The organism is Pseudoalteromonas luteoviolacea, assembly GCF_001750165.1.
Taxonomy (GTDB): Bacteria; Pseudomonadota; Gammaproteobacteria; order Enterobacterales; family Alteromonadaceae; genus Pseudoalteromonas; species Pseudoalteromonas luteoviolacea_G.
The window spans coordinates 490,877-504,052 of sequence record NZ_CP015412.1 but is presented as its reverse complement, the minus strand read 5'-3'; the positions used below and the strand labels follow the sequence as shown (position 1 = coordinate 504,052).

The 13,176-nt window shown below is 38.2% G+C and carries 9 protein-coding genes; 3 read left to right on the top strand and 6 right to left on the bottom strand.

Annotation, left to right across the window (positions count from 1 at the left end):
- Position 1: 1 nt before the first annotated feature.
- From rnd to S4054249_RS22730, 3 genes are all read right to left on the bottom strand, one after another.
- Complete coding sequence (gene rnd / locus S4054249_RS22740) at positions 2-1,132, bottom strand: ribonuclease D (RefSeq protein ID WP_046357532.1); 1,131 nt, start codon at positions 1,130-1,132, stop codon at positions 2-4.
- Between the two features lie 52 nt (positions 1,133-1,184).
- Positions 1,185-2,834 (bottom strand): long-chain-fatty-acid--CoA ligase FadD, encoded by a 1,650-nt coding sequence (gene fadD, locus S4054249_RS22735; RefSeq protein ID WP_046357507.1) that lies wholly within the window; start codon positions 2,832-2,834, stop codon positions 1,185-1,187.
- Positions 2,835-2,952: 118 nt separating this feature from the next.
- Positions 2,953-3,828: an alpha/beta fold hydrolase gene (locus S4054249_RS22730; RefSeq protein ID WP_052961082.1), complete on the bottom strand. Its 876-nt coding sequence runs from the start codon at positions 3,826-3,828 to the stop codon at positions 2,953-2,955.
- A 130-nt stretch (positions 3,829-3,958) separates the two neighbouring features.
- Here S4054249_RS22730 and S4054249_RS22725 point away from each other — a divergent pair, with 130 nt between their 5' ends.
- Entirely contained in the window at positions 3,959-5,254 is a 1,296-nt protein-coding gene (locus tag S4054249_RS22725; RefSeq protein WP_046357506.1) for an alkaline phosphatase, read from the top strand.
- 62 nt (positions 5,255-5,316) lie between these two features.
- Here S4054249_RS22725 and S4054249_RS22720 read toward each other — a convergent pair whose 3' ends face one another.
- Positions 5,317-5,832, bottom strand: coding sequence for a DUF2867 domain-containing protein (locus tag S4054249_RS22720; protein ID WP_046357505.1), 516 nt, complete (start codon positions 5,830-5,832; stop codon positions 5,317-5,319).
- A 500-nt stretch (positions 5,833-6,332) separates the two neighbouring features.
- On the bottom strand, positions 6,333-7,175 hold the full coding sequence (locus S4054249_RS22710) for an alpha/beta hydrolase (RefSeq protein WP_046357503.1): 843 nt from the start codon (positions 7,173-7,175) through the stop codon (positions 6,333-6,335).
- Between the two features lie 943 nt (positions 7,176-8,118).
- Between S4054249_RS22710 and S4054249_RS22700 the strand changes: the two genes are divergently transcribed.
- On the top strand, positions 8,119-8,493 hold the full coding sequence (locus S4054249_RS22700) for a hypothetical protein (protein ID WP_046357501.1): 375 nt from the start codon (positions 8,119-8,121) through the stop codon (positions 8,491-8,493).
- 247 nt (positions 8,494-8,740) lie between these two features.
- Here S4054249_RS22700 and S4054249_RS22695 read toward each other — a convergent pair whose 3' ends face one another.
- The gene (locus tag S4054249_RS22695) at positions 8,741-10,780 is read right to left on the bottom strand and encodes an alpha/beta hydrolase family protein (protein WP_046357500.1); all 2,040 of its coding nucleotides are present in this window, start codon (positions 10,778-10,780) and stop codon (positions 8,741-8,743) included.
- Between the two features lie 586 nt (positions 10,781-11,366).
- On the opposite strand from S4054249_RS22695, the gene S4054249_RS22690 reads away from it, so the two are divergent.
- Entirely contained in the window at positions 11,367-12,944 is a 1,578-nt protein-coding gene (locus tag S4054249_RS22690) for a S8 family serine peptidase (protein ID WP_046357499.1), read from the top strand.
- Positions 12,945-13,176 lie beyond the last annotated feature (232 nt).

The following is a 13,176-nucleotide window of genomic DNA, read 5'->3' as shown; positions in this document are numbered from 1 at the left end:
GTTATATTTCCCACTTTTTAAGTGCATCACCAATGAGTTGTTTACGCCAACCTTGGAACAAATCGGGTTTAATCATAACCTCGCGCTCTTTGTCACTGAGCTTCCAGTTCCAACTAATCACTTGATTGATTTGTTTTTTTGAAGCAATTACATCCACTGGCAAATCGAACTTTTTAGCCACATCTGTAATATCAGACTTTATTTCCTTAGCTGCTTTCTTGTACTGGGCAAAATCAATCAACCTTTTCACTTTTGAGGGTAATACATCTTCAGAAACCGCTTTACCAGCCTCAATACAAGCTAAAATTTCTTTTCCTGAGCGATTTACTTCCATTGCGTCAACTTCAGGTATATTTCTCATGCTTGAAAGGGAACTCGGGCGCCTTTTGGCAATTTCAACCATGTTGAGTTCTTTTAAAATGAAATTAACAGAAATGTTCTTTTTCTCTGCTTTATTCATCCGCCATGCAGCCAACTCCCTTAATACCGCAAGGTCTCGGCCTCTTAACTGCCAAACATTTTTAATATTTAGATAAAGGTACTCATCAGGGACTCTAAAGGCACGCTTTTTAGCGATCAGCTCACTTTCAGATATAACAACATCAAAAAGTTGTTTTTCTTCTATTTTAAGAATCAATTTTTCAAAACAAGGTAAAAGATAAAATACATCAGCCGCTGCATATTCTAGTTGTTTGTCAGACAGAGGGCGCTTCAACCAATCCGTACGTGACATACTTTTATCAATTTCTACATCCAACAGGTTTTTGACCATGTTTGCAAAACCGACACAATTACCCTCTCCCAATAGCTGTAATGCGAACTGAGTGTCAAACAAGGGTGAAGGAACAATACCAGCAAACTTTTGAAATACTTCAATATCTTCGGAAGGAGAATGAATTATTTTTATTACTTCTTGCGAGTTAAACAATGCCCATAAAGCTGAAAAGTCCATATCAATTAAAGGATCGATCAAAGCAAGATGAGCACCATCAAATACTTGAAACAAGGCACTTTCCGGGTATAGCGTTCTACGACGCATAAACTCGGTATCTATTGCTAAAATTTTACTATTAGAAATGAGCTTAACAAACTCATCTAACTCAGCTTGATTTTGAATAAACTGATACTGCAACATTGACTCCTTCGCTCTTAGCGAAAAAAAACCGGCTTATGCCGGTTTTTCATTATTTTAACGCCCTACGTAATATCTTGCCCACATTCGTTTTTGGCAATTCATCTCTGAACTCAACCATTTTTGGGACTTTGTAGTTTGTTAGGTTTTCACGACAATGCGCTATTATATCTTTTTCTGACAAGGATTGGTCTTTTCTGACAACAAAAACTTTGACTTGCTCGCCACTTACCTCGTGAGGTACACCTACAGCTGCAACTTCAAGTACCCCATCATGACTCGCAACAACCTCTTCAATCTCATTTGGGAAGACATTAAAGCCAGACACAAGTATCATGTCTTTCTTACGGTCTACGATATAAAAGAAACCTTCATCGTCATAGGTAGCAATATCACCAGTAGCAAACCAACCGTCTTGTAAACACTCTGCGGTTGCATCAGGTCGATTATAATAACCTGCCATAACCTGTGGGCCTTTAACTAAAAGCTCACCTGGTTCTCCTTTAGGTGCCTCTTCCCCGCTTTCAAGCACAACTTTTAAGTCTGTACTCGGAGCTGGCAGACCAATTGAGCCATTGTAACCTTCTAAGTCCAGCGGACAAATTGTTACAAGAGGGGCACACTCGGTCAAACCATAACCCTCTAATAAACGAGAGTTTGTTACCGACTGCCATCTTTCAGCAACAGGTCGCTGAACAGCCATACCCCCGCCCAGAGATACTTTTAGTTTAGAAAAGTCTAACTGTGCAAAGCCATCAGTATTGAGTAAGCCATTAAAAAGTGTATTTACACCCGTGATAACCGTAAATGGATACTTAGCCAAGTCTTTAACAAAGCTGGCCATATCTCGTGGATTAGTGATCAAGATATTATGACCACCATATTTCATGAAGGTTAAGCAATTCGCTGTCAATGCAAAGATGTGGTAAAGCGGCAATGCGGTTACCACTACTTCCTTGCCTTTATCCAATACCTTATCTAAACAACCAGATACCTGCTCTAAATTCGCCACCATATTGCCATGAGTTAGCATAGCGCCTTTAGATACACCGGTTGTACCGCCTGTATACTGTAAAAACGCCAGATCATTTTGACTAACATCGGGTTTGCTATACCCGTTAGGATCTGCATTCATAGCTTGCGTAAATGGAATGGCTGACGGTAAGTTATAGTCAGGCACCATTTTCTTAATCTTTTTGACGACAAAATTGACTAGGTGTTTTTTTACGCCGCCAAGTAAATCGCCAATTTGTGTAAGCACAATGTGCTCAACAGGTGTTGAAGGTAATGCTTTTTCTAATGTGCTAGCAAAATTAGCCAAAATAAAAATAGCCTTAGCTTCTGAATCATTTAACTGATGTTCAAGTTCTCTAACGGTGTAAAGCGGGTTTACATTTACAACGGTACAGCCAGCTCTCAATACACCTAAAATGGTAATTGGCGTCTGCAATAAATTCGGCATCATAACCGCGACTTTATCACCTTTGCCAAGTTTAAGTGTATTTTGAATATAACTTGCAACCGATTTAGTTGCGTCATCAATTTCTTTATATGTCAGTGTCTTACCCATGTTCGAATAAGCAGGTAACTGAGCATAATTGGTGAAACATTCGTCTATTAAATCTAGCAGCGAGTTGTAGTGTTCTGGATCAATCGTTGCCGGCATGCCTTCTGGATAGCGCTTTAGCCAGATTTTTTCCACTCTTAGCTCCTGTGTTCTCGTTCTTTTTTTACATTTACCTTAAAGCAAATAAGGCACTTAAACAATTGAGTAAATACTCTAACTGAGGGATATTCCCATATTTAAAGCAAAGTTACAATCAACAAAGCGTCTGCTCTTCGATATGTTTAACAATCTTTTTTAAGATATCTTCAGGGTATTGCATATGGCAATGATGGCCTCCTGATACCCTTGAAACACTAAGCTTATCAAAACACGAAAGAAATTGTTTCATGTTATCACGCATTTGAGCATATCCTTCTTCCGGTAGAATAAGCATAGTGCCTACTGAAATTTTATCTAATAAGCTCATCGCCTGTTCTTGGTTTAGTCTTATAGTAGATGGCAGTTTTAGTTTTGGATCTGAACTTAGCCTATACTGGCCTTGCTCAGTAATAATATTTCTTGCCATCAGAATCTCAGCTAATTTTTCATCAAAGCCACCAACTTGGGCCCTTGCTTTAATGATAGATTGTTTGTCATCAAACCAACGTTTATTTTGTTTCGTTAACTTTAATCGCTCTTCAAAGGCTTTGATTAGGTTTGCTTTAGCATGTTGATGTCCCTGATATATGAGTCCAATACCATCAATTAAGTTCAATGACCGAACGTAATTTGGGAAAATACTCGATAATAGATTAGCAATAAGTGCCCCCATCGAGTGGCCCACGAAATGCGCACTATTAACGTCAATCACATTCATGAAGCGTATAACATCATAAAGATACTCAACGAAGTAGTATTGCGCGTCATCAGATTTCCACGAGGACAGTCCGTGCCCAGGTAAATCAAGCAAATACCAAGTATACTTTTTTAACTCACTTTCAGTCAGCATGTCGGTCATAGGTATAAAGCTATTGCTATTATCTAACCACCCGTGCAAACAAACTACAGCTTGCTTACCGCAGCCAACCTGTTGCCAAGCAAAGCCGTCTTTAAATTTGTCTTTCATCTCATTTTTTTTATTAATCAGCATTTATTGATATTCTTCACAAACACATTTAGTTAAGATCATACGCGATAAAATCTAGACGCCTAAAGAAATAATTAATTCAATTATTACATATTAGGGTTTAAATCAAACACGGGAATTCAAAGGAAAAACTATGTCACGCAAAATTTCGGCAGTTGCAGCGGCTATTTCAATCATGGCAAGTAGTCAAGCCTACGCTGCACCAAAAAACATCATTTACATGATAGGTGACGGCATGGGTCCAGCATATACAACTGCTTATAGATACTACAAAGATGACAAAACAACAAAAGTAGTAGAACCAACAGTGTTTGACTCAATTTTAGTTGGTATGGCGCATACTTATCCAGACGATAACACAGTAGTGACAGATAGTGCGGCGGGTGCGACGGCACTAAGTACGGCAAAAAAGAGTTACAATGGTGCAATCGCAGTCGACACAGCTAAAAAGCCACTTAAAACAATGTTGCAAATGGCAAAAGAAAAAGGCATGACTACAGCGTTAATCGCAACATCACAAATTAACCACGCAACACCTGCAAGTTTTGCTGCACATAATGAGTCAAGAAGAAACTACGATGAAATCGCCAACGATTATGTAGATGTCAAAATAGCAGGCAAATTACCTGTCGATTTAATGTTAGGTGGTGGTACAAAGTACTTCATTCGAGAGGATAGAAATATCGTTTCGGAATTCAAACAGGCAGGCTATCAATACATTGATGATTTAAATAATTTAAACTCACTTAAATCAGTTCCTGCAATTGGACTTTTTGCCGAAAAAGGCATGCCGCATGCTATTGATGAAAACCCTATTCGCCTTACTCAGATGACGAATAAAGCACTCACCCTACTTGATCAAGACAAAAACAAAGAAGGCTTTTTTGTCATGATCGAAGGCAGCCAAATTGACTGGTGTGGACACGCTAACGACATTGCGTGCGCTATGCAAGAAATGGATGATTTTGCTCAGTCGATTGAATTAGCTAAGGACTATGTCAACAAAAACCCTGATACACTCTTAGTTATTACAGCGGATCACTCTACCGGAGGTCTGACATTGGGTGCAGATGGAGACTACAAATGGGAACGTGATGTCGTTGCCAATGTTAAAGCTTCCGTTAAAACCATTACCTCAAAACTAAAAGATAGCAAGAACATAGAAAAAGACTGGGTCGCACTCACTGGTTTAGAGTATACCTCTGAAGTCGCAGAGGAGCTTAAAGAAGCAAAAAATGAAGGTGATAGAGCACTTTTTAAAGCGATAAACGAGCAAATAAACGAAGCCAGTTACACAGGATGGACAACAGGTGGGCATACCGCCATAGATGTTCAGGTGTTTGCACACGGAAAAGGCCGCGAAGAGTTTATTGGTTCACAAAACAACACGCAAATTGCAGAAAAACTAATTTCATTTATTGAACGTTAGATTCTCATTGAGCAAGGGGTTGGTTGTGGCTTTTAGCAACCAACCTGTCAAAGTATTGCCTATCAACATTCATTTTTCATGCTGCAAAGCCGCTGTAATAATGTCGGTACTATCAACTTATGTACTGGCTTTATAAAAAACATATACCACTTACCAAATGTATTGTTTATATGGACAACCGTAGTCGCATAGATTTGGGCACCAGAACAATTTGGTACGACATAAAACGATACTTTAACGTTTAAGTGTTTATCTTTGTCCTCTAATATCACTTCATGTTGCGTATTTTTATAAAGAGTAAAAATCCCGACTCTATCTCCAACATTTATATTCTCTAAACTTATCTTCAGATTAACATCGTCAATCGCACCAAGATCTTTCATGCCAAAGCGAGAAATAAGCTTATTGCGTACGGCCATTAAAAAGTTAAACCAACCGGGTGAGCGTGACACTGAGGCTACAAATAACTCAAGTGCTTTTTCGCCTCGATAAAAATCAATATCAGACACAAAGCAGTCATAAAAATCTGCATCGTCAACATATGACTTAATAAGAGAAGAACTCGGTATTTCATTCATAAAACGGCACTCGTACTGAAGTGTATTAAATAGACAGTATCAATATCCTGTTTCATGCTCAAGCGCCTCTAACTTTATATAATTCAATTCATGAATATAAAGCAACAAGCTTATAACGAACTGAATGGCCTTTTATAAGCGAGCAACTATTGTCAGGAACCACCTCAAAAAAACGATTTAAAACAATTTGTTTACATTTGTTTCTAATTAATATACGTTAATTAGAACCAAGTTCATTTAAGGAAAAAACAATGAAAAAACTAAATAAAAAAACACTAAAAAGTTTATCTAAAGACAAGATGAAACTGCCACTAAATATGACTCCCCGTATTGCAGGGGGTGATCACACTGATAAATATTCTGATGAATGCGGTCCCTCGGTACCTCGTAACCCTACTTGGTATTCTGAGTGTGGTTGTCCAACATCGCCCTGCTGATACGAAGGACCTATTTAAAAGTTGGGTTAGCAAAGGCTTGATGCGAGCCCAATACACATATTCCTATAGGCTCATAACAAAATCATCATAGGAACGACGTACTTGTTTATCTTCAAACATTTGATAATGACCCGCTTCATCAGAGATCACGATTTCCTTGTCCTTACTTTTACTGGCAGAGTACAAGGCATGTGATAGAGAAACTGGTGTTTGTTTATCTTCGCCACCACCAATAACTAATAAAGGTCCTGAGTAAAACTGACTTACTACCTCCTTATTATCAACAGTGAAAAAAACGTCATCCACTTGGACATCAACAAGCAACTTTTTATACCAAGGGACCGCTTTATCTATCCACTCACTAATATTTGTCGCAGAGCCTTGCATGACTAACCCATCAATAGGCTTAGTTTTAGCAACTTGAGCAGCAACGAAACTACCTAATGAAAATCCATGTACAACTATTTTATCTGCTTGTAGTTGACGCTGTGTATAATCAAAAGTAAGTTGAGCATCCTTAACTAAACTTGCAATTGTAGAAGTTCCATTGCTGGCCCCCAACCCTCGTCGATCAAACACAACAATATCAAGATTATATTGAGCTAACTCCACCAATGCTTTCTCTGCAGAGTTTTCAATACTCATCCCATTTCCAGGGATATACAAAATTGTGTTATTTGTATTGGGGTTGTCTAAATGCACTCCGTGCAGCTCAACGCCCTCATCACGAAGCGGTATAGAAATCATGTTAATAACATGGTTAGGAGTTATCTGATCCACTTTAGTGATAAACTCTTTTGTGTAAGGTGTAACTGTATCATCCTGTCTGATAAAGCTCTTTTCATTGATCGATACTGAGCAGCCAGTTAGAGCAGTTGCAGCGAAGGCAATTGCAAGTTTTTTCATTGTGATGGCCTTATTAAATTTAAATAACAACCTACAACTTATCAGAAACATTTAACTTAGTGTTGCTTAGAAATATTTTGTAACCATAAAGGGGCCATTAGACCCTCTATTTAATATGTAAAATGAACAATAGCTCAATGCTTTTTGTATGCGAATAGACAATTAAAAAGTAATCTTTATTTGCTGATAAGTATTTTAATAGCGCTTCTAAGGTGACACAGGTAATTAAACAATTATAGGAAAAGTCAGGACACCCTATATTTCATCTTCCCGTCAATTTTTAGACATAACAAATCCGTAAAATAAACCTTCATTCACATACATTGTTGCTTTATAGATTTTTTTATTTATGACATGAATTATAACGTTAGAAGAATAAAAGAGATATTGACGAACAGATAATGGGCGAAATGACTCGCACCAGACTTAACACAATACGTGATTCAACAAATATGTTAGCCAATTTTCATAGACTGACCTCAGATATCCGAAAACAACAGATAAACAACAAAAAAACAACGCAAAAATGTAGTTTAGCTAAAAAAGGTACTCAGTCACTGTGCTTTAAGCATCACACGTGTACAAAAATATTTTTTATTCAAACAACTCATGAGTTTACAGAAAAAAAATATCAAAGAGATTAAAAGTTTACACTTAAGCGTAATACCCAAAGCCATTTTTAATTTCAAACTACACATTATTGCACTATAAATCTAAAAATAAGAAGTTAAAACATATGCTTCACATGCAATTACATAAAATGCAACACTTAAAAATAAGAATAACCTCACCAAATAAATAGAAAAAATCAAATATATATTACCCGAAAAAGGTCATAAAACGAACAAAACCACCCTTGACTCATACCTCGAATATTTACTAATTTGTTAACTCGCATAGAAAATGCGTTTAACGATAAAAAATCAATAAACAGGAAAATAAAATGAAAACAACTTTAAAAGCTTTTACTCTGATCGCTGGTACTTTCTTTGCAGGCTCAGCTTTTTCTGCTCAACTTGTATGTGATGTATACGCAAAAGGTAGTGGTAACTCATGGGGAAATGGTACTAAAAACTGTATGGCTTTTGACTTCTCTTTCGGTAGTTCTACTACTGGACGTTTTTATTTAAAAGATGTGACAAAGCCTATTCAAGAGGTGCAATGGAGTGGCGTTGCAAGATGTAACGGCGGTACAAGTTGTAATGTTACAGTGAGAGCATACTCTGGAAACAATAATGCTTCAGCAATTATTCTATACAAGGATGGTACATGGGAGCAAACAAACACAGCCAATGCTTCATATGAAACTGGCCACTAATTAGCAGCAACTAGATCTAGAGAGCGCCTAAAGGTCGTTTAGGCGCTCTTAAATATATGACTTTTTGGCTACTGAGATTTGAGTAAATTGGTCGCAACGCTATCTTAAAAGCAAGATCACATAACATGAAATGGTCATGAACAGTACAATCTTGCCTTTAAAAAGTCTTTAATAACTAAATTCGCACATTGACCCATCTCGTTATCTACAAAAATTGCATTTTATTTTAACTTTAATTACTCAGCGACTACTTTGCGCCTGGCTCAGCAAAACGCGCCACCCACTTTTCGACCTCGTTGTACCAGTAGATTGAATTGTTTGGCTTCAAGATCCAGTGATTTTCATCAGGAAAATAAATCATCCTAGATTCAACCCCTTTTGTTTGCAAAGTTCTGAATAACTCAAAGCCCTGCCCTACAGGTACTCGATAATCAAGTTGACCATGTACAATTAAAGTTGGAGTATCAAAGTTCTCCGCATAATAGTGTGGTGAGATCTTTTTATAGATATCAGGCTGCTCCCAATAGTTACCAAAACGAGGTGAGTGAACTGCGAAATCTGCCGACATCTGAGAGTACATATTGTAAACAGCAGCATGAATTAAAAATGCTTTGAAAGAATGTTTATCTCCAAGCAAAGTAGAGCTTAAAAAACCACCATAACTTGCACCAGCCGCAACCATACGCTCGGGATCTATCCATGACTTTTGCTCAAACCATTTTGTTGCCAACTGTACATCTTTGAGCGGTTTCGTGCGCCAATCAGGGTTGATGGCATCAGCAAAAGCTTGCCCAAAGCCACTGGAGCCATGGAAATTTGGCCACGCTGTTACATAGCCCCAAGAAGCGAAAGTCTGTGCATTCCAACGATAATGAAATCCATCTGTAATTGCATTATGTGGCCCACCATGAATTAACATCATTAATGGGTACTTTTTAGATTTATCAAACCCTGGTGGATAATGAACCCACATTTGTATGTCCTGTCCTTCAGCACCCTTGTATGTTACAGACTCATAAGTGCCTAACTCAACCTCTGACATAACGGCTTTATTCAAACTATCTAAGCGATTTATTTTACCGTTACGTGTATTTACTACCACTAAACGCTTCGGATACAAAAAGCTCTCGTTTGTAGTAACAAGTTTGCGTGAACCAAGTAATTTGGGATCACCAAAATTAGTGTCTTTAGTGATGGCGCGAGTTTTACCACTCTTACCGCTAATGTGGTAAATACGCCTAGTACCAGCATCGTCTATCGAACTATAAAAGTCACGACCGTTATCAGCCCATGTAATATTTGTAACTGAACGATCTTTGTCTATGTTAAGTGTTGTCGTTTTTTTGCCTTTTAAGTCATATCGTTTTATTACCGCAGTGTCAGCGTAAAACCCCAGAATACTTCGACTCAAATAGGCTAAGACTTTTCCGCTTTGGTTAAATTTTGGTGAGAAATCGGGGGCATTATTATCAGGTGTAATATTTACAACATGCTTAGTGCCAATTTTACCCACAAAAATATCGGTCTTTGTATTAACTTGGTTTTCCCAACCATTAGAATTAAAGGCAATGTGCGTCTCTTGTGGATCAATGTCATAACTCAAAGCAGATTGACTTGAACGAACTAGCTGTTTTCCCATAGGCTCGGTAATGGATTCTACTTGGCCGCCGTGTGCTGGGATACGAAAAATATGCGCTTGTCGGTCTTCATCAATGAAGTGATCAAAAGAAGAGTAAGGCAGCGCGTTCCACTGGCGCGCAGACACCTTCGTTTCTTTTTGCTTTTTTACAAGGCCTTCCATTTCAATCCACGTTTTTTGAGGCCAAACTGAACTGATAAAATAAAGATGCTGCCCTACCCACTTTATACCTTTCACACCGGTTGGAATACGCGTCAATCTTTTTGCTTCTCCAGGCTCTTTTAGAGGCAAAATATAAATTTGACCAGCCTTATCATCTGCACGCTTGCTGATAAAAGCCAGTTGAGTTGAGTCAGGAGAAAATACAGGCTCACTCGCTCTCAGTTTAGCTGATGTTAATGCTCTAGCAGGTTTCCCTTGAGCATCAAACAACCATAATTGCGTATCGCCTTTATTCTTAGCAACATCAAACTTAGTCACAGGCGCGACGATAAAATTTCCATCTGACGAAACAACAGGCGAACCGAGCCGTTCCATCTGCCATAAGCGCTCTACGTTAAGAGCAGTACTAGATTGTGTAGAAGTTGCATGCACATTGAACGTCCACCCAACCAACAACACGAACATTAAAAATAAACGAGTTTTCATCGGTTTGTGATACCTCTAATATTTGAAAGATGCAAAATACCACTTGGCATCAAATGAATCATACCAATTGGGATAAATTGCCCTAAACATGTGTTTACTTAACCTTTAGCGTCGAAGCTTAGCTTTTTAGTTAAAACAACTGGCTAAATATGCTTGTATTAAAATGTCATAGAATAATAGTCACAACGTTTGAAATCTTCAGCAAATTGACTGAAACAATGTTTTCGAGGATAAACAAACACGCTGCATATTTTGCACCCAACAGCAATTCATGTACCCACAAATCTAGCAAAAACCCCTGTATTAATATTTTTCAAGTTGAAGTATATATTCATATATAACAACAATTTCTGGTCAAAAATCAACCGAACAAGACAGCGCTATATCACTTTAATACATAAAGAACATTGCCATTAGACCGTTCCAAGTATTATGTTATTTAAAAGAACACAAATTGTTACTGATATGTATATCACATATTACAGACACACCCTGTCGCACATAAATTAAAAATTTAGTGCAAACGGCTGAATAAGTGATGCTGTGGATCAGCTAACAAGAAACTTAAACAACGAAGGAGCAAAACATGAGTATCAAGCGATTTAAACTTTCAGCAATCACGACGCTAATGGTAACCGCAGTAAGCTTGCCTACATTTGCGAGTGAACCGGTACTTGAAGGGTACGAGTCAGATCAGAAGTTACAAACCAAAGCCGTACAAAGTAACCGTTATATTGTTAAGTTTAAAAAACAAAAGTTCGGTGAACAAAGAGCATTTAACGATTTTATTGCACTAAATTATTTGTTTACGGCGGGTGCTGAACCATTGTTTGCGCTCAACGATGAGCAAGCCATGGTCGCTGAGCTAGATGATTTTAGTCTTAGAACATTGCGCAAAATGTCCTCTGTGGAATCAATCGAAATTGACCCAAAACGTTACCTGTCAAAAACAGCCTCTCAAGATTCTATTGTACCTTACGCACAAAGCACACCATATGGCATAAACATGGTACAAGGGAATCAACTTTCACAAACTAACACCTCAGCAAGAAAAGTATGTGTTATAGACACGGGTTATAACTTAGGCCATCCAGATTTACCTTATGGTAATGTAACAGGCGTTGCTAATAATAATGCAGTGGGCAGATGGAATAATGATGGAAATGGCCACGGTACACATGTGGCAGGTACCATTGCAGCTGAGAACAATAATCAAGGTGTCGTAGGTGTTTACCCTGGTGTAGATCTGCATATTGTAAAGATTTTTGATGACAACGGTCAGTGGACTTACGCGTCAAATCTAATTAACGCGATTCAACAATGTAAAGACGCAGGTTCAGACGTCGTGAATATGAGTTTGGGAGGTGGGAATTACTCAAATACAGAGAATACTGCAATGCAGAACTTTGTTAATGGCGGTATGATGTTAGTTGCAGCAGCGGGTAACGACGGCAACGGAACAAAGTCATACCCTGCGTCGTATAATTCTGTGATCTCAGTTGCTTCTGTGACATCCAATGAATCACGCTCTTCATTCTCACAGTACAATGATCAAATTGAAATATCAGGACCTGGTTCAAACGTTAACTCTACCTATCCAACCAACACTTATAGAAGTTTAAGCGGTACTTCTATGGCATCACCTCATGTTGCCGGTGTTGCAGCATTAGTTTGGAGTCATCATACGCAATGTACAAACCAAGAAATACGTGCCGCGATAAATGCAACAGCCAAAGACAAGGGTGCAGCAGGGTATGACATTTATTATGGTCACGGTATTGCACAAGCAAGAAGCGCATCTGACTACTTATCAGCCAATGGTTGTCAAGGTGGTGGCGATCCCGGAAACCCGGGAGATGTTAAACCAGTAAATGGGTCATTACCTAATTTGCAAGGAACACAAAATGGCTGGACTCATTACACTTGGGATATACCTCAAGGAGTAAAAGAAATGAGTTTGAATATCACAGGTGGTACAGGTGATGCGGATCTCTACGTTAGATACAACGCGCAACCTGATTCAAACAACTATACCTGCCGACCTTGGAAAGATGGCAATGAAGAGCAATGTACTTTCACTAACCCAAGTTCTGGTACCTGGCATATTAGTTTATTCGGATACAGAAACTACAGTGGTGTTACTTTAAATTACGCTTATAAATAGCACCTAAATAAACAAGCGGGATATCCTCCCGCTTGTTCAAAACCAACCAACATAAAGACAGTTAATTTGATGATTTTAACCTTACAGTAAAAACCACACAAAAAAGGACAATAAATTTAACAATAAAACCTTTAATATTCACAATAATAGAAATAACTTATTTTCATCTCAAAGACCGCTCATGCAGTGCTGCTTTTAATAGCATTAGTTCATAAAAAAACTAAAATCGACA

What these genes read in the sequence shown, in the direction of transcription:
- S4054249_RS22700 (WP_046357501.1), top strand. Translation starts at nt 8,119, where the DNA reads ATGAAAACAACTTTAAAAGCTTTTACTCTGATCGCTGGTACTTTCTTT.
- S4054249_RS22730 (WP_052961082.1), bottom strand. Translation starts at nt 3,828, where the DNA reads ATGCTGATTAATAAAAAAAATGAGATGAAAGACAAATTTAAAGACGGC.
- S4054249_RS22695 (WP_046357500.1), bottom strand. Translation starts at nt 10,780, where the DNA reads ATGAAAACTCGTTTATTTTTAATGTTCGTGTTGTTGGTTGGGTGGACG.
- S4054249_RS22710 (WP_046357503.1), bottom strand. Translation starts at nt 7,175, where the DNA reads ATGAAAAAACTTGCAATTGCCTTCGCTGCAACTGCTCTAACTGGCTGC.
- S4054249_RS22720 (WP_046357505.1), bottom strand. Translation starts at nt 5,832, where the DNA reads ATGAATGAAATACCGAGTTCTTCTCTTATTAAGTCATATGTTGACGAT.
- S4054249_RS22690 (WP_046357499.1), top strand. Translation starts at nt 11,367, where the DNA reads ATGAGTATCAAGCGATTTAAACTTTCAGCAATCACGACGCTAATGGTA.
- S4054249_RS22725 (WP_046357506.1), top strand. Translation starts at nt 3,959, where the DNA reads ATGTCACGCAAAATTTCGGCAGTTGCAGCGGCTATTTCAATCATGGCA.